Below are 22,477 nucleotides of genomic sequence, written 5' to 3'. Positions count from 1 at the left end.
TACGTCCACACAAGGCCGGCATGACGGAAGAGGGAAACGCGGACTTGTCGCGGTTCTTGCGGCAGTGGATCTGCCCTTACGAAACCGGCGTACCGTCCAGCAGATAACGAACATCCCGCACCGGCGGGGTTTTACGGAATCGGGCGGTCTTGTCGCTCCAGATGCCGCGCGTGATGGCGGGCAGTGCGGGGAGCCGTGCAAGGGCATGGCTCAGCGCGCCGCCCATGCCCTTCTGCTTTTTCGCATCGAGAAAATGGCGAAGCTCGAATTTGGCGCGGATGTGTTTTTCATGTTCGCGCAGGATCGCCGTTTCCTCTGCCGAAAGCCGGCAACCGGCGAGAATGGCCTTGTCCGCCTCGTATAAGCGGCGAAGATCTTCGGTGCGATGGCGGCCGCTCAGCGAGTTGCCGCGCACGATCGCGCCGTAACCGCAATGGCGGATGACCTTGTAACGCGCACCGGCGGCCAGCGCCCGCACGTAAAGCTCGTAATCTTCGCCGAGCCGCAGACCGTCATCGTAACGCAGTGCGTGTTTGTCGAGAAAAGCGCGGCGTATGACCGGCTTCAGAAACCCGGTTTCTCCGCGTTCCACGCCGGGCCTGGAAATATTGCCTTCCACGAATTCCGTGAGCGACAGAAACCGTGACTGCGGTTCGAAACGGGCCGGCTGCATGGAGGATGCGCCGGGGACCGATTGCTGGATGAAGGCGATATTGTCGGCCACCAGATCCCAGTCGTCATCGGCCAGCATGGCGGCGAAACGGCCCCGGAAAAAGAAGTCGTCCGCATCGAGAATGCTGATGAGCGGCGCCGATGAAATCGAGATGGCGTGGTTGCGCGCAGCCGAAGGGCCTCGATTGACCTCGAAGCGCACGACCCGCAGACGGCCCGTGCCGTCATCTGCTGCATGCGCCACATCGCTCGTCGTGTCGGTGGAACCATCGTCGATCACCACCACTTCGCCGACCTCCGGCTCCACAAGGGCGGAACGTATGGCGATATCGATTGTTTCGGATGCATTTTTCGCAGCGATGATGACGCAAATGGGCTGTGAACCGCTCACCATGGATTGTCCTTCTGCTTTGACCAACCGTCAGGATTTGGCCAGCAGAAAGTGTCACGGGTATGGATGCAAGCGATTTTTTTGCGACGCAATAAATGAAGCTGCGTGAAAGCTCACATATCGGTCAGTTTCGCACCGTGCGGCGGCGGGCTTTTTACGGCGTCCGCCTGCATTGCCTCGGCGCCACGGTCCCGCGCGAAGGTTTCGCGCATGCGCCGCTTTTCCCGGGCGACCAGAACGAGAATCCCAACAAAATAACCGACTTGCAGAATGACCGCGCAGATGAGGGTCTGGATGAATGCCGTATAGAACGAGCCGTGGATGAAATATGTCGCAACCGCAAAGGTAAGCAATGCACCGATCATGCTGAAAAAAACACGAGGTGCATACATGGTGCTCTCCTCCCGAGAACGATTTCTCCATTTTTGACTGCGCTGCGGCATTTTTCTTCTTTGCAAGAAATATACGATGAGACCGGTGCTGTTTCAACACACATATACTTCTTCTAACGGTTGCGGCATGAAATTTCGGTAATCTTGATTGGTAAATTCCTCGGTAATCGATGACTTCCCCCAATCGGGGCTGCCTTACCAGGCGATTTCCTGCTTTTGAGAGGCGTAAAATCGTTCTCTTGCGGCCATTGTCGGCTGTCTTACGCCCTCTGCAGACTTCGTTAACCATCTCGCCTTTAAAAAGTCGGTATTGATTCCTCAGCAAGAGCAAGGTGCCCGCGTGACAACGAGTTCAGAAGTAATCGCCTTTCCGGCAAAGAACCGTATTGCCGACGTAAAAAGATGTGCAACCATGCTCGACCGGCTGCATGGTGTGGAGGCGAATGATTTCTGGCGCAGGGAGTGCCGTGAGCTGGCCGCCCGTCTGACGGCGCTTGGCTATGAGGACGCCGCCATGCGGCACGAGGTCATGGAATTTCAAAACGCCGTGCAGGCTGAATTGTGGGCGGGCGACGCCACGCCAGAGGCACGCCGCGACAGCCATTGAGGCCTCAGCGTTTTCCATAAAAAAAGCCGGCAGGTGTCAAACCTGCCGGCTTTTTTGTTCATGCCCGTTTGATCAGGAAGCGCCGGCGCCGCGTGTGCGGGCAACGCCGTCAAGCGCGGGCTTGTATTTCGGGTCGAGTCGGGCCGCATGGCCATAGGACTTGGCGGCCTTGGCCATCTCGCCGCGACGCTCATAGACTAGCGCCTGGTTGGCCCAGGATTCCGCCACATTGCCATCCAGAGAAATGGCGTGGTTGAAATCGGCGAAGGCGTTTTCATCGTCGTTCAAGGCGACATAGGAAAGGCCGCGGCCGTTATAGGGCTCCGGCGAGGTCGACGACAGCGAGATTGCCTTGGAGAAGTCCTCGATGGCCTGGGCATGCTGGTTGCGCAGCTGGTAGATCAGGCCGCGATTGTGCCAGGCGCGTCCGTCGGTGGTTTCAAGCTCGATGGCGCGGGAGAAATCGTTGAAGGCTTCGTTCACACGCCCGGACTGGCGGTAAAGATTGCCGCGGCCGATCAGCGCCACATCGTAGCTCGGATTGATCTGCAGGGCGGCGTTGTAGTCCTGCAGGGCCTGCTGCTGCTGCCCGGAGTTGCGATAGACCAGCGCGCGGTTGGCATAGGCCTGATAAAAGCGCGGGTTGAGCTGCAGCGCCTTGTTGAAATCCTCGATGGCGCGGCGCGAATCGCCGGCGCGACCGTAAGCCGAACCACGGACGTTATAGCCTTCGGGATCCTGCGGATTGGCGTTGATGACCGAGGTGAGCGAGGCGATGTTTTCCTGCGAACCCTGGGCACGGTCGATCCTGAACACATCTTCCGTCTGGTTGGATGTCGCGCAGCCGGAAAGACCGGCAAGGACGGTACAGACGACCAGAGAAGCGCGGAACCCTCTGTTGTTTTTCAATGGCACCCGGCGCGTGGAGGCATCGGAGTTTTTCACAACACAGGCGTCGACAGCGATCATTCGGTGTGGGTTCCCTCGCAGGCCGGTCTCACGGTCGTTTTCAAGAGCGTTCTCCGGCCACAAACACAAAGAGCGGCGGCGAATTGATCGCCCCCGCCCAACAAGCATTCAAAAACGTCCAAAAGACGGCCTATTAACGGCCTGCGCGGGGGCCTGCAACCAGACCTTCGCGCTGTGCACGCTTGCGTGCCAGCTTGCGAACGCGGCGAACGGCTTCAGCCTTTTCGCGAGCGCGCTTCTGGGAGGGCTTTTCGTAGTAATCGCGCATTTTCATTTCACGGAAAATGCCTTCGCGCTGCATCTTTTTCTTCAGGGCGCGGAGCGCCTGATCAACGTTATTGTCGCGGACTAGTACCTGCACGTGAATCCCGTTCCTTTGGTTTGGTTAATTTGCTATGTGAATAAGGCATTCGCACGCAAATAAAAAATCGTTCGTTCGGCTGTCGAGCCGGGCGATTGGTGACGTGCAATAACAGATCATTTGCAGCAAGTCCAGCCGGTAGCGCATAATCACCCAGCAAAATGCGGCTTGCCCGGAATTCCGCCTGCGATGTCGAAACAAAATCATTGCGGCGTCGCAAAATGGATATTGCCTCCCATCCCGATTTGCCATGTGTATGATAAGGGCCGAAGCCATGTTTCCGGCTTCTGGCCGGTTCTTGAGGAGCAGATTGCGAATGCGCAAATATTCCGTTTTTGCCGTGGCGCGTGAGGCGCTCAGGGGTCACAAGGGGTGGGATGCGCAATGGGCTTCGCCCGAACCGCGCAAGGATTACGATGTCATCATCATCGGCGGCGGCGGCCATGGGCTCGGGGCTGCCTATTATCTTGCCAAGGAACACGGCATTACCAATGTCGCAGTTCTGGAAAAAGGCTGGCTCGGCGGCGGCAATACCGGCCGCAACACCACCATCATCCGCTCCAACTATCTCTATGAAGAGAGCATGGATATTTACGAGCATTCCCTGAAACTGTGGGAAGGCCTGAGCCAGGATCTCAATTATAACGTCATGTATTCGGCGCGCGGCGTGATGATGCTGTCGCACAATATCCATGACCGGCAGTCCTTCAGCCGCCATATCAATGCCAACCGTCTTTACGGCATAGACAATGAGTGGCTGACGCCGGAGCAGGCGAAGGCCTATTGCCCGCCGCTCGATATTTCCGGCAATGCGCGGTATCCGATCAATGGCGCAGCGCTCCAGCGCCGCGGCGGCACGGCGCGCCACGATGCGGTGGCCTGGGGTTATGCCCGCGCTGCCTCCGACCGCGGCGTGCACATCATTCAGAACTGCGAGGTTACGGGCATTCGCCGTGGGCCGGACGGGGCGGTGACGGGTGTGGAGACCAATCGCGGTTTCATCGGCGCAAAGAAAATCGGCGTTTCCGCCGCCGGTCATTCCTCCGTCATCATGAAGATGGCGGATGTGCGCGTTCCGCTGCATTCCAACCCGTTGCAGGCGCTGGTGTCGGAGCCGCTGAAGCCGATCTTCCCCTGCGTGGTGATGTCCAACACGGTCCACGCCTATATTTCGCAATCCGACAAGGGCGAGCTGGTTATCGGCGCGGGCACCGATCAATATAACTCCTATTCCCAGACCGGCGGCCTGCAGATCATCACCCACACGCTCGACGCTATCTGCGAGCTGTTCCCGATCTTCCGCCGCGTCAAGATGATGCGGCAATGGGGCGGCATTACCGATAACACGCCTGACCGCTCGGCGATCCAGAGCGTGACGCCGGTGCAGAATCTCTTCGTCAATTGCGGCTGGGGGACGGGCGGCTTCAAGGCGACGCCGGGTTCGGCCAATCTTTTCGCGCATCTCATCGCGCGGGGTGAACCGCATCGTCTGGCGGCGGGGCTGACGCTCGACCGATTCCGTACCGGCCGTCTTATCGATGAGGCTGCCGCTGCCGCGGTGGCGCATTGATGCTGGCGGCGGCCATGCTTGCGATCAATATATCAGGCGCGGCTTTGGCCGTGCCCGTCGGCAGCGTCATTCCCGAGGCCAGGGATTTTCGCAGCCAGAAGATTGCGAAGATGCACGGTGAGAAAGACTGGCCCTTCGTGGCGGAAAAAGGCCTGCTTCTCTGTGCTCCGAGTCTCGCGAACAAGATGGTTTATTTTGTTGGCGAGAAGGAGGATGGCGAGCAGGATTACCCCTTCGCGATCGATACCGACATGATGGCGGTTGCCATCGTCAATATGGGCCGGGCCTCGGCGCTACGCCCTTTCGATAATTTCGAGCAGCTTTTAAAGCGGCTTTCCCCTTTCGTAGCCATGGGAAAGCGGCTGTGTGACCAACCCGCCGGAACAGCGCTTCCGGAAAATTCTCTCTAGGTGGAGCGACGATGCTTCTGATCCATTGCCCCTATTGCGGGGAAGACCGTTCCGAACTGGAATTCCGCTGGGCGGGCGAAGCCCATATCGCCCGGCCGGAAAACATCGCCGATATTTCCGACGAGGCCTTCGCCGAATATTTCTTCATTCGCGACAATGACAAGGGCCTCGTTTTCGAGCGCTGGCGTCACATTCACGGTTGCGGCCGCTTCTTCAACGCCGCCCGCGATTCGGTCAGCGACAAATTCCTGATGACCTACAAGGCGGGTGAGCCGAAACCCGATACTGAGACGGTCCTTTCCGCAGAAAAGGGAGCCGGGCAATGAGCGGCGATTATCGTATCAAGGGGGCCGGTCGTCTCACCCCGGCCAGAACCGCGCGCTTCACCTTCGATGGCAAGATTTATCAGGCGCTGGAGGGGGACACGGTCGCCTCCGCGCTTCTGGCGAATGGCGTGCATCTGATCGGCCGCTCGTTCAAATATCACCGGCCGCGCGGCTTCCTGTCCGCCGGGCCGGAAGAGCCGAATGCGCTGATCGACGTTTCCCGCGACAGCCTGCGCAAGCAGCCCAATGTGCGCGCCACGGTGCAGGAAGTGTTCGACGGCGCGATCATCGCCTCGCAGAACCGCTTTCCGTCGCTATCCTTCGATCTGAGTGCGATCAATGACCTCCTGTCGCCGATGTTCGCGGCCGGGTTTTATTATAAGACCTTCATGTGGCCGAAGGCTGCCTGGCACAGGATTTACGAACCGCTGATCCGCCGCGCCGCCGGTCTCGGCAAGGCGCCGAGCGAGCCGGATGCGGATCATTATTCCGGCCGTTATGCCCATTGCGACGTGCTGGTGGCCGGCGCCGGCGTTGCCGGTCTGACCGCGGCGCTTGCTGCCGCGAAAACCGGCGTCAGCGTCATTCTGGTCGATGAAAATGCCGAAGTCGGCGGTGCGCTGCGTTTCGACACCGGTACTGTCATCGACGGCCTGCCCGGTTACGAATGGGCGCAGAAGGTTTTTGCCGAACTGAAGTCCCTGCCCAATGTGCGGGTTCTGACCCGCACCACCGCTTTTGGATATTACAACCACAATTTCGTGGCGCTGGCCGAGCGGGTGACCGATCATCTCGCCACGCCCGCCAGACACCAGCCGCGCGAGCGGCTGTGGCAGGTGCGCGCCAAAAAGGTCGTGCTGGCGGCGGGTGCGATCGAACGCCACATGGTCTTTGCCAATAATGACCGCCCCGGCATCATGCTGGCCTCGGCCGCACGCACCTATCTCAACCATTACGGCGTCGCCGTGGGCCAAAATGTCGGGGTCTACACCGCCCATGATTCGGCCTATGAGACGGCCTTCGATCTCAAAAAGGCCGGGGTGAAGATCGCCGCCATCGTCGATTGCCGCGAGAACCCGGATCAGCGCCTGCTGGATGAGGCGCGGGCGCTCGGCATCGAAGTGCTGGCGGGCCATAGCGTTTACAACACCGCCGGCCGCCTGCGCGTCTCCTCGATGACCGTCGGCCGCAATGGCGGATCGAACAAGCGCAAGATCGCCATCGATGCGCTTGTGGTTTCGGCCGGCTGGACGCCATCGGTGCATCTCTTCTCGCAATCGCGCGGCAAGCTGAAGTTTGACGCGGCTAACCAGCGTTTCCTGCCGGATACCCATGTGCAGAACGGTGTCTCCATCGGCGCCTGCAACGGCACGGACGATCTTTCCGCGCTGATTGCCGAGGCTGCGGCTGCCGGTGGCGGCGGCGTGGAGTTTTCCGGCGAGAATGCGCGGACGTGGACAGGCGGCATGATCGGCGCGGCCGAAGGCGCGGGCGAAGGCACCGGCGTCAAGGCTTTCATCGATTTCCAGCACGATGTCTGCGCCAAGGATATCCGCCTTGCCGTGCGCGAGGGCATGCATTCCGTCGAGCATATCAAGCGCTTCACCACCAATGGCATGGCGTCCGATCAGGGCAAGATGTCCAATATGCATGGCCTTGCCATCGCATCGGAGGCGCTTGGCCGGGATTTGCCCAAGGTCGGTCTCACCACCTTCCGTCAGCCCTATACGCCGGTCACCTTCGGCACGCTCATCAACCATTCGCGAGGCGCGCTGTTCGACCCCGCCCGTAAGACGCCGATGCACGAGGAAGAGCTGGCGGCCGGCGCGGTGTTCGAGGATGTCGGCAACTGGAAACGCGCCTGGTTCTTCCCGCGTGCGGGTGAGGACATGCATGAGGCGATTAACCGGGAATGCAAGACGGTTCGGACAAGCGTCGGCGTGTTCGATGCCTCCACACTCGGCAAGATCGAGGTGGTCGGCCCGGATGCGGCGAAGTTCCTGAACCTCATCTACACCAATGCCTGGGACACGCTGAAACCCGGCCGCTGCCGTTACGGCATCATGACCCGCGAAGACGGCTTCGTTTACGACGACGGCGTTGTCGGACGTCTTGCCGAAGACCGTTTCCATGTGACGACGACCACGGGCGGCGCGCCGCGCGTTCTCCAGCACATGGAAGATTATCTCCAGACCGAATTCCCCGATCTCAATGTCTGGCTCACCTCGGCCACCGAACAATGGGCCGTGATTGCCGTGCAGGGGCCAAAGGCGCGCGAGGTTATCGCGCCCTTCGTCGAGGGCATCGATCTCTCGCCGGAGGCCTTCCCGCATATGGCGGTGGCCGAAGGCACCTTCTGCGGCGTGCCGACGCGGCTCTTCCGCGTGTCGTTCACCGGCGAACTCGGTTTCGAAATCAACGTTCCGGCCGATTACGGCGCTGCCGTCTGGACCGCGATCCGCGAAAGGGCGGAAGCCGTCGGCGGCTGCCTTTATGGCACCGAGACCATGCATATCCTGCGTGCGGAAAAGGGCTATATCATCGTCGGCCAGGACACGGATGGCACGGTGACGCCTGACGATGCCGGGCTTGCCTGGGCCGTTTCCAAGAAGAAGACGGATTTCGTCGGCATTCGCGGGCTGAAACGCCCCGATCTCACGCGCTCCGGCCGCAAACAGCTTGTCGGCTTGAAGACGAAAGACCGGCTGACCGTTCCGGACGAGGGCGGCCAGATCGTTGTCGATCCAAACCAGCCGAAACCCATGACCATGCTCGGCCATGTCACCTCCGCCTACTGGTCGGAAAATCTCGGCCATTCCATCGCTTTCGCGCTGGTGGCGGATGGCAGGGCGCGCATGGGCGAAACGCTCTACATTCCGCTCGCCGATAAAACCATTGCCGTCGAAGTGACCGACATGGTCTTCCTCGACAAGGAAGGAGCCCGTCTCAATGGCTGACAAACTTCACGCAAAACGCAAATCCGTGCTTGAGGATTTTCACGGCGGCTCTCCCTTCGTTTCGCTGAAACCCGCTGCTTCCGCATCGCGGCTGTCGCTGCGCGCCCGGGAAAGCGCCCTGCCGGCACTTTCGGAAGCACTCGGTCTTGCCCTGCCTGCCCGCCCGAAAAGCTCCGTCACCTCGGGCCTGCGGTCCGCTCTGTGGCTCGGCCCGGATGAATGGCTGTTGATCGATCAGGGCGAAAGCGACTTGATGGCGGCTCTCGCCGGCGTTTCCGGCCTGTTTTCGGCAACCGATATTTCCCACCGCAACACAGCCGTCATCGTCTCCGGTGCCGGTGCAGAAGCGGCACTCAATGCCGGCTGCCCGCAGGATATTTCTCTCGCAAAGTTCCCGGTCGGCGCGTGCTCGCGCACCGTTTTCGGCAAGGCAGAAGTGGTGCTGCTGCGCACGGCGGACGATACGTTGCGGGTGGAATGCTGGCGTTCCTTCGCGGAATATGTCGGCGGGCTGCTGCAGGAAGCGGCTGAGGACGTGGCGGTTTAACCCGCCATCCAGCCCCGCCATTCCACCCATCGCCCATGGAAATCGGCTCGGCCGATTTCCTGTTTCTCGCCGGTCGGCCAGATCTGCAGGGTAATGGCGGCACCGCCCGGTGTCGCATCCGCCTCCATTTGCAGCCGGGCAAGTGGGGCATCCGGCGTGGCGCGGGTTCCAGCTTCGGCAATCACAGCCTCGCCTGCCTGTTTCAATCCATCGGGCAAATATTGCCAGGCGACTGAGTGATAGACGACGTGGACAGCACCCGCATATTGTGTGGCAAGGCGGCGTTTCAGCCAGTCGACCGCGTCTGCCTTCTCGACATGCAGACCATGTTCCACGGCTATCCGCAGGGCGGCGGCGGTTCGCTCCAGCCGGTCTGTCTGGTCGGCCCAGACATAGGACATCAGCCGCAGGCGATCTTCGGCGGATGACGGGTCGAGCGGGTTGAGATCGCAGCCGGCGCGCTCGATAACCTCGATCCGCTCATGGGCCGGGATGTCGCCGCGCCATTCCGGCGACAGGAAAACATCGGATTGCTCACCCCAGGTGAGATCGCCGAGGCGATATCGGTAACGGTCGAATTGCAGGTTGAGGCCCGCGCTGGCTCCGACTTCGGAAAGCACCAGCGGCTTGCCGGTCAGTGCCGCAATCGAAAGAAAGCCCGGCAGCAGAACGGCGGAACGGCGAACCTCGTTGGTCTGCGGCGGTGATTTCAACCTTTCGAGGATGAAGGCGGAATGAAAACGCAGGGCGCTGGCGCAGGCCTGCCAGAGCGCTTCTTCGTCTTCCGGCGGGATTTCGGCAAGCGGCGCGATCTTTTCCTCGATGGCGAGCGCATGCAGGGCGCCCGCCAGCCGCAGGGGAACGGAATCGCCCGAGGGGCCGATATCGCCTGGCCAGGATAAAATGCGCTCGCCCACCTCGGTATGGCGGTCGAGCCTTGCTGCCATGGTGCGGCAGAGCCGCGCGGTAAAGGGCGAGCCGAGGCTGTCGCAGGCTCTTGCCTGCACGAGAAACGCATTCCTTACGGCTTCGTCATGCATGCGGTCTCTCCCTTGCGGCAGTTTCAGGCGTCTTCCGGCCTGTCCTCCGGGTTGAACTGGCTGATGGTGGTCCAGCGCGCGGTAAGCGCCGGCTTTTTCTCGTTTTCGATGTCCACCGTCACGTCATAGGTCGTCATCAACATGGCCGCGCCGCGAAAACGCGCCTCCGCCAGCGTGAAGCGGCCGCGCACCCGCGCACCGCTTTTGACCGGCGTAACGAAACGAACGGCATCGAAGCCGTAATTGATGCCCATGGTCTGTTCGCGGATGCGGGGCAGAGCATCGTAATTCAGCGCCGAAAGCAGAGACAGCGTCAGGAATCCATGCGCGATGGTGCCGCCAAAGGGGCTTTCCGCTTTAGCGCGCTCCGGGTCAGTGTGGATGAATTGTTCGTCCAGCGTCGCCTTTCCGAAAGCGTCAATCATTGTCTGATCGACAGTAATCCAGTCGGAGACGCCCATTTCCGTGCCGACCAGATTTTTCATCTCCGCCAGCGCAATTTCTTTTGTCATGTTACCTCGTCCGCATTGTTTCCAGGGACTTATACGGCTGGCGACGCGAAGGGATCAACTGCGCAGATAAAACACCACGGAACGGGCGGGCAGGAAGGCGGGATTGCCGAAATCCGTGCCGATCGCATACCAGCCATCGCCGGGCAGCGTGAAAGGAACGATCTCGCGACCGCGATTGATGAGAACCGCAAGCTCGACCTCGACGCCCGTTTCGCGGTCCGACGTTGAAAGCACCATGGCGAAGGCGGGTCCATTCGGGCTCTCCCAGTCCGCAACCGTCATGGGCTCTCCGCCCGGCGCAAGCCATGTCACATCGCCGCTGCCGGAAAAGAAGCCGGTCTCGGAAAAGACGCCGAAGCGTTTGCGAAGAGTTGCGAGAAATGCGGTGTGATCGATCAGTTCGGGGACAAGCGAAGACCAGTCGACCCAGGTGATGTCATTGTCCTGACAATAGGCGTTATTGTTGCCATGCTGGCTGCGGCCGCCCTCATCGCCGGCGGTCAGCATCAAGACGCCGCGGCTGACGAACAGGGTGGAAAGCAGCGCCTTCACATCCGCAATGCGGGCGGCGACAATGGCAGGGTCATCCGTCAGGCCTTCGAAACCATTGTTCCAGGAGTGATTTTCATTGTGGCCGTCGCGATTGTTCTCGCCGTTTTTCTCATTGTGCTTGTGTTCGTGGCTGACGAGGTCGAACAGGGTGAAGCCGTCATGGGCGGCGAGAAAGTTGACGCTGCGGCTGTTCGCTCGGCCATGGCGGGAAAAGATCGGCGAAGACCCGGAAAGCGCATCGGCCAGCGCCCCGGTGGTGCCGGCGTCGCCGCGCCAGAAGCGGCGCATATCGTCGCGGGCGCGGTCGTTCCACTCCAGAAAGCTCTCGGGGAAATTGCCGAGCTGATATCCGCCAGGGCCGATATCCCATGGTTCGGCGATCAGCAGGCGGTCGTAAAGTGCCGGGTCCGAATGCATGGCCGCGAGCGTTTCGCTTGCCATGTCGAAGCCATTGGCCGTTCGCCCGAGCACGGGCGCGAGGTCGAAACGGAAGCCGTCCACCCCGGCGTTCAGAACGAAATGCCTAAGGGAATCGACGGTGAGCTGGCGAATATAGGGATGGTCGCAGGCGACCGTATTGCCGGTGCCGGTATCGTTGACCAGCACGCCCGGTTTTCCCGGCGGGTGGCGAAAGGCGGTGAGGTTATCGAGCCCGCGCAACGACAGGATCGAACCTTCGATATCGCTTTCGCCGGTATGGTTGAAGACCAGATCGAGAATGACGCCGATGCCTTGCGCATGCAGCGCCGCAACCGTATCCCGCAATTCCCGCACGCCGCCGGGGCAGAGGCGCGGATCGAGCGCCATGAAGCCGACAGGATTATAACCCCAGGCATTGGAAAGGCCGAGCGGCGGCAGGTGGCGCTCGTCGATCCATGCGGTGATCGGCATCAACTCCACCGCATCGACGCCGATTTTTTTCAGGTGCGCGACAATGGCGGGATGGGCAAGTGCGGCAACGGTGCCCCTGATCTCTTCCGGCACTTCAGGATGCAGCTGGGTGAAGGATTTGACGGCGAGTTCGTAAATCAGCCCGCCTTCGGCAAAAAACGGCGGTTGACGCCGGACCGGCTCATGCTGCGAAAGGATCGCCTTCGGCATGATCCCGCCGGTATCCGCACCAAAGGCGTAAAGCGCGGGATCGTGCCGGAAGGGGCGGTCGATCTCCGTGGCATAGGGGTCGAGCAGCAGCTTTGCAGGATCGAACCAGAGGCCGTGTTCGGGAGCGTAAATGCCGTGAGCGCGAAAGCCATATCGCGTGCCGGGGCCGGCATCGGAGACGGTCAACCGGTGAACGTCATCTTCACCGCGCGTCATCGGCAAACGCGCCGTTTCTTTCTCGCCGTTCGCATCGAAAAGGCAGAGATCGATCTGCGAGGCGTGCCGGGAATAGACCGTGAATTCCGTTCCGTTTTCCGTCTGGATTGCGCCTTTGGGGAAAACGGAAGGTGTCTGCATGGTCTGTCTCTCCGGGGGATAGTTGTTTCTTCTTCGTAAGGGTAGAAGGTGGCCGGTAATGGAAGGCGGGTATGCGTCCGCCTATGATCGATGGCGAACCCAAAACCTCTCCTCCGTCATGCTCGGGCCTGTCCCGAGCATCTGCTACGCATTGACTGGACGATGCGTTGGCAGATCCTCGGCACAAGGCCGAGGATGACGTCGAGTTTGGAGAGAGGTCGGTTACTACTCTCAGACGGCCTTGTGGCCGCCTCCCGTCTTTTCGATTCTGCGCCTCTCCAGCAACTGAACAAAACCCTCAGGTAATAACGCTCGGCTCGCTACGGCCGGTATGGGCCTTGATGCCGGCGATCGTATCGGCAACGGAAATCAGGTCGGCAAGCGCCTCCTGCGTTTCGATGCCGTGACGGGCCGCATCCGGCTCATAACGCTCGACATAAAGGCGAAGTGTGGCGCCCGCAGTACCCGTGCCGGAAAGGCGCAGCACGATGCGCGAACCGCCTTCGAACAGGATGCGGATGCCCTGATTTTTGCTGACCGACTGATCGACAGGATCGTGATAGGCAAAATCATCCGCCGCCGCGACCTTCAGATTGCCGTAGCTGGTGCCGGGAAGTGTGGCGAGTTTTTCGCGCAGGGTTGCGACCAGCGTGTTGGCGGCGTCCGAATCCACTTCCTCATAGTCATGGCGGGAATAATAGTTGCGGCCATATTCGGCCCAGTGCTTTGTGACGATGTCCTTCACGCTTTCCTTGCGCGCGGCGACAATGTTCAGCCAGTAGAGCACGGCCCACAGGCCGTCCTTTTCGCGCACATGGTTGGAACCCGTGCCGAAGCTTTCTTCGCCGCAGATCGTTACCTTGCCGGCATCCATGAGATTGCCGAAAAATTTCCAGCCGGTCGGCGTTTCATACATGCCAAGGCCAAGCTTTTCGGCCACACGGTCCGCCGCCGCACTCGTCGGCATCGAACGGGCAATGCCGGAAATGCCGCCGGCATAACCCGGGGCCAGTTTGGCATTGGCCGCGATAATGGCGAGGCTGTCGGACGGGGTGACGAACATGCCCTTGCCGACCACCATGTTGCGGTCGCCGTCGCCATCGGAGGCCGCGCCGAAATCGGGGCCTTCCGGGCTCATGACGTCGTCATAAAGCTCCTTGGCGTGGACAAGATTCGGGTCGGGATGATGGCCGCCGAAATCCGGCAGCGGCGTTGCGTTGCGGACGGAGCCCTTCGGCGCGCCGAGACGCTTTTCGATGATTTCCACGGCATAGGGCCCGGTGACGGCGCTCATGGAATCGACCACGACCTTGAAACCGCCGGCGATCAGCGCGCGGATGGCGGCGAAATCGAACAGCTCTTCCATCAGGGCGGCGTAATCGGCAACCGGATCGATCACCTCGACGGTCAGTTCGTCCACCTTGAAGCTGCCCACCTTGTCGAGATCGATATCGGCGGCGTCGGAGATTTTGTAGCTGTCGATGACCTTCGAGCGGGCATAGATCGCATCGGTGATCTTTTCCGGTGCGGGGCCGCCATTGCCGATATTGTATTTGATGCCGAAATCTTCGTTCGGGCCGCCGGGATTGTGGCTGGCGGAAAGCACGATGCCGCCGAAGGCCTTGTATTTGCGGATGATGTTAGAGGCGGCGGGCGTGGAAAGAATGCCGCCCTGACCAACCAGAACCTTGCCGAAACCGGCAGCGGCGGCCATTTTGATCGCCTTCTGGATGACTTCGCGGTTGTAATAACGGCCGTCGCCGCCAATCACCAGCGTCTGGCCCTGAAAACCTTCAAGCGCGTCAAAGATCGACTGGATGAAATTCTCGGCGTAATTTTCCTGGGCGAAGACTGGCACCTTCTTGCGCAGGCCGGATGTGCCCGGCTTCTGGTCCTGATAGGGCTTCGTCTGAACGGTCTTGATCATTGTTTCAATGGCCTTTCGAAATAAGCTGGCTGTAAAGCGCGGCGTAAAGACCGGCGCTCTTTTCCCAGGAAACATCGGATTTCATTCCGAGTTTCTGCATTTGTGTCCATAGTTTCGGGTCGTGATAATAACGGACGGTCCGGCGGATCGCCTGTTTCAGACCATCGAGCGTAACGGGTGAAAACTGCACGCCGGTCGCCGATTTATTGGCGATGGCGGCATGGTTGGCGTCGATCACCGTGTCGGCAAGGCCGCCGGTGCGGGCGACGACCGGAATGCAGCCATAGCGCAGCGCATAAAGCTGGGTGAGGCCGCAGGGTTCGAAACGCGAGGGAATGATGATCGCATCGCAGCCCCCCTGCATCAGATGCGACAACGGCTCGTTATAACCGACGGCAACGCCGACGCGGCCATGGTGGCGGGATGCTGCCGCCAGAAGCGCGCCTTCCAGCGCTACATCGCCGGCTCCCAGCACCACCAGACGGCCGCCGAGGGAAACGATCTCATCCACGGCTTCCGCCATGAGGTCGATGCCCTTCTGCCAGGTGAGGCGGGAGATGATGCAGAAAAGCGGGCTGTCATCATCGTCGATGCGGAAATGTTCGGCGACCGCCTTCTTGTTCAGCGCGCGGTTCTTGAGATTGGCGGCTGAATAATTGTCGTGGATCAGATGGTCCGTCGCTGGGTTCCAGACATCGGCATCGATGCCGTTGACGATGCCGTGCAGCACATGGGCGCGGCTGCCGATCACTCCTTCCAGCCCCATGCCGAATTGCGGGGTGAGGATTTCCTCGGCATAGGACGGGCTGACGGTGCTGAGCGCCGTTGCCGTCTGCAGGCCGCCCTTCAGGAAGCTCACATCGTTGTAATATTCGATGCCTTCCATGCCGAAGGCATGGGCGGGCAATGCAAGCTTGCTGAAGATATTCGCGCCGAACTGGCCCTGAAAAGCGATGTTGTGGATGGTGAGAAGGCTCGGAATCTCGGGCGTTTCGGCATAACGCATATAGACCGGGGCCATCGCGGCCTGCCAGTCATGAGCATGCACCATATCCGGCCGCCAGCCGGGAAGCGCGCCGGCGGCAATGCGGGCCGCAGCCAGCGACAGCGCCGCGAAACGCTTCCAGTTGTCAGGGTAATCCTTGCCGGTCTGGTCGAGATAGGGGCCGCCGGAGCGCTCGTAATAAGCGGGCGCATCGAGAATGAGGAGGTCGAGCCCCTCATGCCGCACTTCGAGCACATCGGCTTTTTCGCCGAGCAGGTCGGTAAATTCGAAACATTTGACGGGGTCCGTCACGGCGGCTTTCACCGCCGGATATCCGGGTATCAATGTGCGCGTCGTGACGCCATGGGCTTCCAGCGCGATGGGGAGCGCGCCGGCAACGTCGGCGAGCCCTCCGGTCTTGATCAGGGGATAGATTTCGGATGAAACCGAAAGGACATTCATGGGCTCTACAGGTCCAGCTTGTCGATCATCGATTGGGTGATAAGGCAAATGCCGTTTTCGGTGCGGCGGAAACGTTTGGCATCCAGTTCTGGGTCTTCTCCTACAATCAGTCCTTCCGGAATGACCACGCCATGGTCGATGACGACATTGCTGAGCTGGGCATGACGCCCGATCTTCACACTCGGCAGTACTACGGCATTCTCAAGGCGGGAGTATGAATTAGCGCGCACCCCGGTAAACAGCAGGCTGCGCTGCAGGGAGGCGCCGGAAATGATGCAATCGCCGGAGACGACCGAAGACACGGCCGAACCGCGGCGGTTCTCGTCATCGTGCACGAATTTCGCCGGCGGCGTGATTTCCGCATAGGTCCAGATCGGCCAGGACTTGTCGTAGATATCGAGGTCCGGCACCACATCGGTCAGGTCGATATTGGCCTGCCAATAGGCGTCGATGGTGCCGACGTCGCGCCAGTAAGGGCCATGCTCGAAGTCCGAACGCACGCAACTATCGGCGAAGCGATGGGCGACGGCTTTGCCGTGCTCGACGATATAGGGAATGATGTCCTTGCCGAAGTCGCGGCTGGAAGTCGGGTCTGCGGCGTCGCGGCGCAGGGCTTCCATCAGGAATTTCGTGTGGAAGACGTAGATGCCCATCGAGGCGAGAGCGAAGCCCTCATTGCCGGGAATGCCCGGCGGATCGGCCGGCTTTTCGATGAAATCGATGATCTCGTCTTTTTCATTCACATGCATCACGCCGAAGCCGGTCGCTTCCATGCGCGGCACTTCAAGGCAGCCGATCGTCACGTCGGCGCCGGAATCGACATGCTGCTGCAGCATGTATTCGTAATCCATTTTGTAGATATGGTCGCCGGCGAGGATGACCATATATTCCGGCGCATAGGGCTCGATGATGTCGATGTTCTGGTAGACGGCGTCGGCCGTGCCTTCATACCATTGCGTTTCGGAAACGCGCTGGGAGGCCGGCAGAATATCGAAGCTTTCGTTACGCTCGGGACGGAAGAAATCCCAGCCGCGCTGCAGGTGGCGGATGAGCGAGTGCGCCTTGTATTGCGTGGCGACGCCGATGCGGCGAATGCCGGAATTGAGCGCGTTGGAGAGCGCAAAATCGATGATGCGCGCCTTGCCGCCGAAATAGACGGCGGGTTTTGCCCGGCGGTCCGTCAATTCCTTCAGGCGGCTTCCTCTGCCGCCTGCGAGGACATAGGCCATTGCATCGCGTGCCAAAGGCTGAACTCTTTTTTCCGACATGGTGTCCTCCCTCTCTGTCTGTCAGTTTTCCGGCTCGAGCATGATCGTTGCGAGTGGCGGCAGCACGAGCATTGTCCCGATGTCTCCCCCGGCATCGACCGCCTGAACGCGTCCGCCATTTCCCTTGCCGCTGCCGCCATAAATTTCGGCGTCGGTGTTGAGAATCTCCCTCCACCGCCCCGCAAGCGGAAGCGGCACATAATAGTTTTCCCGATAGACCGGCGTGAGATTGCAGATAACCGCCACCGGCTTTTCACCCGGCGCCATGCGCAGCCAGGCGAAGACGGAATTGTCGTGGTCATCCACCACAAGCCAGCGGAAACCTTCCGGTTCACAGTCGCGGGCGTGCAAAGCGGGTTTTGAACGGTAGGTGAGGTTGAGATCGCGCACGAGGCGGCGCATGCCCTCATGCATCGGATATTGGCGCAGGTTCCAGTCGAGCGAGCCCTTTTCGCTCCATTCGCTCCATTGTGCGAATTCCTGCCCCATGAACAGCAGCTTCTTGCCGGGATAACCCCACATGAAGGCGTAATAGGACCGCAGATTGGCGAATTTCTGCCAGTCGTCGCCGGACATCTTGGCGATCAGCGATCCCTTGCCGTGCACCACCTCGTCATGGGAAAGCGGCAGCACGAAATTTTCGCTGAAGGCGTAAAGCAGGCCGAAGGTCAGCTCCTGATGGTGGAACTTGCGATGCACCGGCTCGCGCGAGAAATAACTCAGCGTATCGTGCATGAAGCCCATGTTCCATTTGAAGCCGAAGCCGAGGCCGCCCTCGTGGACCGGCTGCGATACTTTTGGCCAGGAGGTGGATTCCTCGGCAATGGTCATGACGCCCGGATGGGTGCCGTAGATGAGGGAATTCATCTTCTGCAGGAAGCGGACGGATTCGAGATTTTCCCGCCCGCCATATTCATTGGGGATCCACTCGCCTTCCTTGCGGGAATAATCGAGATAGAGCATCGAGGCGACCGCATCGACGCGCAGGCCGTCGAGATGGAATTTTTCGGCCCAATAAAGCGCATTGTTGATGAGGTAGGACATCACCTCAATGCGGCCGAAATTATAGATGGCCGTGTTCCAGTCGGGGTGAAAACCCTGCCGCGGATCGGCATGTTCGTAAAGCGCGGTGCCATCGAACCAGCGCAAGCCGTGCTCGTCGGTTGGAAAATGCGCTGGAACCCAATCGAGCAGGATGCCGATGCCGACCTTGTGGGCGCCATTGACGAAACGCGCAAAGCCCTCCGGATCGCCAAAGCGGGCGGACGGCGCATAAAGCCCGGTCGTCTGGTAACCCCATGAAGGGTCATAGGGATGTTCGGTGATCGGCAGGAACTCGATATGGGTGAAGCCCATATCCGTGCAATAGGGAATGAGCTGGGCGGCCAGTTCATCCCAGCTCAGGAACGTGCCGTCCTCGCGCCGCCGCCAGGAGCCGGCATGCACCTCGTAAATGCTGATCGGCTGGCGGCGCTGGTCCACCTGCGCCCAATGTTCCCGGTGAGCCTGATCTTCCCATTTCTGGGTGAGTTCCGGCGCGGTGACGGAGGCGTTCTTCGGCCGCAACTCGGCGCGCCGCGCATAGGGGTCTGCCTTCAACGGCAGAAGCTCGCCGTTTGCGCCGAGGATTTCGAACTTGTAGGCACAGCCGGCATAGACGTCAGGCGCGAAGATTTCCCAGATGCCGGTATCCTTGCGGAACCGCATGACATGCCGGCGGCCATCCCAATTGTTGAAATCGCCGACGACGGAAACGCGTCGCGCATTGGGGGCCCAAACGGCGAAGTGGAAGCCCTCGACGCCCTCGAGCTTCAGCGGATGCGCGCCCATCCTGTCGAAGAGTCTGAGATGCGATCCTTCGCGGACGAAATAATCGTCCATGGGGCCGAGAACCGGGCCGAAACTGTAAGGATCGGTCACCGCCCATTCGGCATCGTCGCGGCTGGCGCGATACCGCACCGGCTGTCGCTTCGAAAGATCGATCCGGCCTTCGAAAAAGCCATCCGGATCGAGCCGCTTCAATTCGCCCACGAAATTTCCGTCCAGCGTCAGGACGGAAACCTCCTCGGCGCCGGGAATGAAACAGCGGGCGGAAAACCCTTCCGGCGTTTCGTGAACGCCGAGAAGGGCAAAGGGATTGGAATGCAAACCGCTCTTGATCGCCTCGATTTCAGCCTTCGTGATGTCGCCAGTCTTTTTCTCTTCGGCCGAATTGAGCGGTTTTTTCATCAGGCTCTCCAGATCTCGGTGGCATATTGGCGGATTGTCCGGTCGGACGAGAACCAGCCCATGCGCGCCGTGTTGCGCACTGTCTTGGCATACCAGCTATCCGGATCGCTCCAGATCGCGTCTACTTCCCGCTGCGCATTGGCATAGGCGTCGAAGTCGGCGGCGACCATGAACCAGTCGCTGTTGTAGATACCGTCGATCAGGCCGGCGAAACGGGAGCGGTCATCCGGCGAGAAGACGCCGGAGGCGATGGATGACAGCGCCTGCGACAGCTCGGCCGATCCTTCGATGATCGCGCGGGGATTGTGGCCTTCGGCGCGCGCCTTGGCCACTTCGTCTGCCGTCATTCCGAAGATGACGATATTCTCCGCGCCGACATGATCGCGCATTTCGACATTGGCGCCATCGAGCGTGCCGATGGTGAGCGCGCCGTTGAGTGCGAATTTCATGTTGCCGGTGCCGGAAGCTTCCATGCCGGCCGTCGAGATCTGTTCGGAAAGATCGGCGGCGGGAACCATGATTTCCGCAAGCGAGACGTTATAGTTCGGAATAAACACCACTTTCAGAAGCCCGCGCACGGCCGGATCGTTGTTGATGACCCGGGCAATATCGTTGGCAAGCTTTATGATCAGCTTCGCGTTGTGATAACTCGGCGCCGCCTTGCCTGCGAAGAACTTAACGCGCGGTACCCAATCCAGTTCCGGGTGAGAACGGATCTGATCGTAAAGCGCGACCGTCTCCACGAGGTTAAGAAGCTGGCGCTTATATTCATGGATACGCTTGATCTGGATGTCGAACATGGCCGAAGGATCGACGCGGATGCCCATGCGCTGCGCCACCGTATTGGCAAGCCGCACCTTGTTCAGACGCTTCACCTCGGCGAATTTTTCGCGGAAACCGGCATCGTCGGCAAAACGGTCGAGCGCGGTGAGCTTTTCCGCATCGTCGAGGAAATCGTCGCCGATCGCCTCGCGCAGCAGGCTGGTGAGGCCCGGATTGCACTGCATCAGCCAGCGGCGCGGTGTGATGCCATTGGTCTTGTTGTTGATACGGTCAGGATAAAGGCTGTGCAGGTCGGCAAAGACCGTTTCCTTCATCAGGTCGGTATGAAGGGCGGAAACGCCGTTGATGGAATGCGAGCCGATGAAAGCGAGGTTGCCCATGCGCACGCGGCGTTCGCCGCCTTCATCGATCAGCGAGATCGAACGGATCTGCTGATCCGCCATCTTCTTTTCCTTGCGGGCGTAGACCAGCGTGTTGGCGTTGATCGCATAGACGATCTGCATATGTCTTGGCAAAAGACGCTCGAGCAGCGGCACCGGCCAGCTTTCCAGCGCCTCCGGCAGAAGCGTGTGGTTGGTATAGGAGAACGTGCCCTGCGTGATCTTCCACGCTTCCTCGAATTCCAGCCCGTGCACATCGCACAGAAGACGCATCATTTCGGCGATGGAAATGGCCGGATGCGTATCGTTGAGCTGGATCGAAACCTTCTCAGGCAGCGAGGTGAAATCGGGATATTGCTGCAAATGGCGGCGCAGAATGTCCTGCAGCGAGGCGGAGGAGAAGAAGAACTCCTGCCGCAGGCGCAGTTCCTGACCGGCCGGCGTCGCATCGGCGGGGTAGAGAACCCGCGTCAGGCTTTCCGCCTTGTTGCTTTCGCGCAATGCGCCGATATGGTCGCCGGCGTTGAAGGCGGCCAGCAGAATGGGGTCGATAGGCTGCGCCGACCACAGGCGCAGCGTATTGACGCGGGTGCCGCGCCAGCCGACGACCGGCGTATCGTAAGCCATGGCGATCACGCGTTCGGCCGGTTTCCAGACGAAACGCTGCGGATCTTCATAACCGCCGATGGTTTCCACCGAGCCGCCGAAGCCGACCTCATAGGAGCTTTCGCGGCGCTCGAATTCCCAGGGGTTGCCGTGCGCCAGCCAGGTTTCCGGCAGTTCCACCTGCCATCCGTCCGCCATCTGCTGGCGGAAGAGGCCGTGCACGTAACGGATGCCGTAGCCATAGGCGGGAATGTCGACGGTCGCCATGGATTCCATGAAACAGGCCGCAAGCCGGCCGAGACCGCCATTGCCGAGCGCCGCATCCGGCTCCAGCCCGGCGATGACATCCAGATCGACGCCGAGCGAGGACAGGGCATCGCGGATTTCGTGCATCAGGCCGATATTGGAGATGGCGTCGCGCATCAGGCGGCCGATCAGGAATTCGAGCGACAGGTAATAAACGCGCTTGGAATTGTTGGCATAGGCCTTGCGGGTGGATTCCATCCACTTGTCGATGATGCGGTCGCGGACGACGAGGATGGTTGCGGTCAGCCAGTCATGGGGCTTGGCAACCTTGACATCCTTGCCGATACGGTAGGTGAGGCGTTCGATGATTTCCGACGCCATGATTTCCGGGTTGGAACTGCGCGGGGCGGGACGGGGAAGATCGGCGGCGTTAAGATTATTGATCATTGGTCGGTCAGCACCTTGGTGGGAGGAGAGGGTCTGATGAGGTCGATCCGGTTTGCCTTTGCTGATGCCAGTTTATGCATCGATATGGAGGCGTGGCAACAGCAATTTTTTCGGAAAATTGAACAGCTTAGCGCAATGAAAAATAAGTGTTTTTCTCGGCGCCCAAAGGATCGCCGAAGGCATTGATCGCCCTGTCTGCGCCGTTCTTCAGCGGATTTTCTTGGTCCTTGCGATGCCGGGCATCGCTCGGAAAAGGGGAAGAGGCTGCAATACTTCTGAAATGGTTCACCGGTCCTGAAATCTGTTTCGAACTATCGGATCACACACTAGCCTTCGCGGTTGTGAAAATTCAATGAAAATAAACAGGGCGGCGCTGCCGC

The 22,477-nt window shown here is 60.2% G+C and carries 18 protein-coding genes; 6 read left to right on the top strand and 12 right to left on the bottom strand.

Features of this window, described 5'->3' with window-relative positions; genetic code table 11:
* Positions 1–76: 76 nt before the first annotated feature.
* The gene (locus L901_RS12300) at positions 77–1,066 is read right to left on the bottom strand and encodes a glycosyltransferase family 2 protein (RefSeq protein WP_059756993.1); all 990 of its coding nucleotides are present in this window, start codon (positions 1,064–1,066) and stop codon (positions 77–79) included.
* Between the two features lie 110 nt (positions 1,067–1,176).
* Complete coding sequence (locus L901_RS12295) at positions 1,177–1,455, bottom strand: exopolysaccharide production repressor protein (protein WP_059756990.1); 279 nt, start codon at positions 1,453–1,455, stop codon at positions 1,177–1,179.
* Between the two features lie 340 nt (positions 1,456–1,795).
* On the opposite strand from L901_RS12295, the gene L901_RS12290 reads away from it, so the two are divergent.
* Positions 1,796–2,062, top strand: a complete 267-nt coding sequence (locus L901_RS12290) for a DUF6074 family protein (RefSeq protein ID WP_059756988.1) — start codon at positions 1,796–1,798, stop codon at positions 2,060–2,062.
* A gap of 72 nt (positions 2,063–2,134) precedes the next feature.
* Here L901_RS12290 and L901_RS12285 read toward each other — a convergent pair whose 3' ends face one another.
* Both L901_RS12285 and rpsU read right to left on the bottom strand, forming a co-directional pair.
* Positions 2,135–3,031, bottom strand: a complete 897-nt coding sequence (locus tag L901_RS12285) for a tetratricopeptide repeat protein (RefSeq protein ID WP_003508539.1) — start codon at positions 3,029–3,031, stop codon at positions 2,135–2,137.
* A gap of 133 nt (positions 3,032–3,164) precedes the next feature.
* The gene (rpsU, locus tag L901_RS12280) at positions 3,165–3,392 is read right to left on the bottom strand and encodes a 30S ribosomal protein S21 (RefSeq protein ID WP_003508541.1); all 228 of its coding nucleotides are present in this window, start codon (positions 3,390–3,392) and stop codon (positions 3,165–3,167) included.
* Between the two features lie 316 nt (positions 3,393–3,708).
* On the opposite strand from rpsU, the gene L901_RS12275 reads away from it, so the two are divergent.
* Genes L901_RS12275 through L901_RS12255 form a run of 5 tightly spaced genes read left to right on the top strand, consistent with a single transcriptional unit; the run spans position 3,709 to position 9,202 of the window.
* A complete protein-coding gene (locus L901_RS12275; RefSeq protein WP_059756984.1) occupies positions 3,709–4,962 on the top strand; it encodes a sarcosine oxidase subunit beta family protein in 1,254 nt (417 codons plus the stop codon).
* A complete protein-coding gene (locus L901_RS12270) occupies positions 4,962–5,372 on the top strand; it encodes a hypothetical protein (RefSeq protein WP_020809750.1) in 411 nt (136 codons plus the stop codon). The genes L901_RS12275 and L901_RS12270 overlap by 1 nt, the downstream gene beginning before the upstream one ends.
* Positions 5,373–5,383: 11 nt before the next feature.
* A complete protein-coding gene (locus L901_RS12265) occupies positions 5,384–5,698 on the top strand; it encodes a sarcosine oxidase subunit delta (protein WP_003508553.1) in 315 nt (104 codons plus the stop codon).
* Complete coding sequence (locus tag L901_RS12260; protein WP_059756981.1) at positions 5,695–8,655, top strand: sarcosine oxidase subunit alpha; 2,961 nt, start codon at positions 5,695–5,697, stop codon at positions 8,653–8,655. Before L901_RS12265 ends, L901_RS12260 begins: the two co-directional genes overlap by 4 nt.
* Complete coding sequence (locus L901_RS12255) at positions 8,648–9,202, top strand: sarcosine oxidase subunit gamma (RefSeq protein ID WP_059756978.1); 555 nt, start codon at positions 8,648–8,650, stop codon at positions 9,200–9,202. Before L901_RS12260 ends, L901_RS12255 begins: the two co-directional genes overlap by 8 nt.
* Here the strand turns inward: L901_RS12255 and L901_RS12250 are convergent.
* The 8 genes from L901_RS12250 to L901_RS12215 form a co-directional block, all read right to left on the bottom strand.
* The gene (locus tag L901_RS12250; protein ID WP_059756975.1) at positions 9,199–10,242 is read right to left on the bottom strand and encodes a DUF2332 domain-containing protein; all 1,044 of its coding nucleotides are present in this window, start codon (positions 10,240–10,242) and stop codon (positions 9,199–9,201) included. The two genes, L901_RS12255 and L901_RS12250, sit on opposite strands and share 4 nt — an antisense overlap.
* A gap of 23 nt (positions 10,243–10,265) precedes the next feature.
* On the bottom strand, positions 10,266–10,754 hold the full coding sequence (locus L901_RS12245; protein ID WP_020809754.1) for a MaoC family dehydratase: 489 nt from the start codon (positions 10,752–10,754) through the stop codon (positions 10,266–10,268).
* A gap of 54 nt (positions 10,755–10,808) precedes the next feature.
* Positions 10,809–12,764 carry a glycogen debranching protein GlgX gene (gene glgX, locus L901_RS12240; RefSeq protein ID WP_059756972.1) on the bottom strand — a complete coding sequence of 652 codons (1,956 nt, stop codon included), beginning with the start codon at positions 12,762–12,764 and terminating at the stop codon, positions 10,809–10,811.
* 298 nt (positions 12,765–13,062) lie between these two features.
* Entirely contained in the window at positions 13,063–14,691 is a 1,629-nt protein-coding gene (locus L901_RS12235; RefSeq protein ID WP_059756970.1) for an alpha-D-glucose phosphate-specific phosphoglucomutase, read from the bottom strand.
* A 4-nt stretch (positions 14,692–14,695) separates the two neighbouring features.
* A complete protein-coding gene (gene glgA, locus L901_RS12230; RefSeq protein ID WP_059756967.1) occupies positions 14,696–16,138 on the bottom strand; it encodes a glycogen synthase GlgA in 1,443 nt (480 codons plus the stop codon).
* A gap of 5 nt (positions 16,139–16,143) precedes the next feature.
* Positions 16,144–17,406: a glucose-1-phosphate adenylyltransferase gene (glgC, locus tag L901_RS12225; protein ID WP_003522150.1), complete on the bottom strand. Its 1,263-nt coding sequence runs from the start codon at positions 17,404–17,406 to the stop codon at positions 16,144–16,146.
* Positions 17,407–17,427: 21 nt separating this feature from the next.
* Positions 17,428–19,635, bottom strand: coding sequence for a 1,4-alpha-glucan branching protein GlgB (gene glgB, locus L901_RS12220; RefSeq protein WP_059756964.1), 2,208 nt, complete (start codon positions 19,633–19,635; stop codon positions 17,428–17,430).
* Positions 19,635–22,097, bottom strand: coding sequence for a glycogen/starch/alpha-glucan phosphorylase (locus L901_RS12215; protein WP_059756961.1), 2,463 nt, complete (start codon positions 22,095–22,097; stop codon positions 19,635–19,637). The genes glgB and L901_RS12215 overlap by 1 nt, the downstream gene beginning before the upstream one ends.
* Positions 22,098–22,477 lie beyond the last annotated feature (380 nt).

It is taken from the genome of Agrobacterium sp. D14, from assembly GCF_001526505.1.
GTDB lineage: Bacteria > Pseudomonadota > Alphaproteobacteria > Rhizobiales > Rhizobiaceae > Agrobacterium > Agrobacterium leguminum.
Note: the sequence above shows the minus strand (reverse complement) of the source record. Positions and strands in the feature narration are given on the sequence as shown.

What these genes read in the sequence shown, in the direction of transcription:
- L901_RS12235 (WP_059756970.1), bottom strand. Translation starts at nt 14,691, where the DNA reads ATGATCAAGACCGTTCAGACGAAGCCCTATCAGGACCAGAAGCCGGGC.
- L901_RS12215 (WP_059756961.1), bottom strand. Translation starts at nt 22,097, where the DNA reads ATGATCAATAATCTTAACGCCGCCGATCTTCCCCGTCCCGCCCCGCGC.
- L901_RS12275 (WP_059756984.1), top strand. Translation starts at nt 3,709, where the DNA reads ATGCGCAAATATTCCGTTTTTGCCGTGGCGCGTGAGGCGCTCAGGGGT.
- L901_RS12300 (WP_059756993.1), bottom strand. Translation starts at nt 1,066, where the DNA reads ATGGTGAGCGGTTCACAGCCCATTTGCGTCATCATCGCTGCGAAAAAT.
- L901_RS12295 (WP_059756990.1), bottom strand. Translation starts at nt 1,455, where the DNA reads ATGTATGCACCTCGTGTTTTTTTCAGCATGATCGGTGCATTGCTTACC.
- L901_RS12245 (WP_020809754.1), bottom strand. Translation starts at nt 10,754, where the DNA reads ATGACAAAAGAAATTGCGCTGGCGGAGATGAAAAATCTGGTCGGCACG.
- L901_RS12255 (WP_059756978.1), top strand. Translation starts at nt 8,648, where the DNA reads ATGGCTGACAAACTTCACGCAAAACGCAAATCCGTGCTTGAGGATTTT.
- glgX (WP_059756972.1), bottom strand. Translation starts at nt 12,764, where the DNA reads ATGCAGACACCTTCCGTTTTCCCCAAAGGCGCAATCCAGACGGAAAAC.
- L901_RS12285 (WP_003508539.1), bottom strand. Translation starts at nt 3,031, where the DNA reads ATGATCGCTGTCGACGCCTGTGTTGTGAAAAACTCCGATGCCTCCACG.
- glgB (WP_059756964.1), bottom strand. Translation starts at nt 19,635, where the DNA reads ATGAAAAAACCGCTCAATTCGGCCGAAGAGAAAAAGACTGGCGACATC.
- L901_RS12250 (WP_059756975.1), bottom strand. Translation starts at nt 10,242, where the DNA reads ATGCATGACGAAGCCGTAAGGAATGCGTTTCTCGTGCAGGCAAGAGCC.
- glgC (WP_003522150.1), bottom strand. Translation starts at nt 17,406, where the DNA reads ATGTCGGAAAAAAGAGTTCAGCCTTTGGCACGCGATGCAATGGCCTAT.
- L901_RS12265 (WP_003508553.1), top strand. Translation starts at nt 5,384, where the DNA reads ATGCTTCTGATCCATTGCCCCTATTGCGGGGAAGACCGTTCCGAACTG.
- L901_RS12260 (WP_059756981.1), top strand. Translation starts at nt 5,695, where the DNA reads ATGAGCGGCGATTATCGTATCAAGGGGGCCGGTCGTCTCACCCCGGCC.
- glgA (WP_059756967.1), bottom strand. Translation starts at nt 16,138, where the DNA reads ATGAATGTCCTTTCGGTTTCATCCGAAATCTATCCCCTGATCAAGACC.
- L901_RS12270 (WP_020809750.1), top strand. Translation starts at nt 4,962, where the DNA reads ATGCTGGCGGCGGCCATGCTTGCGATCAATATATCAGGCGCGGCTTTG.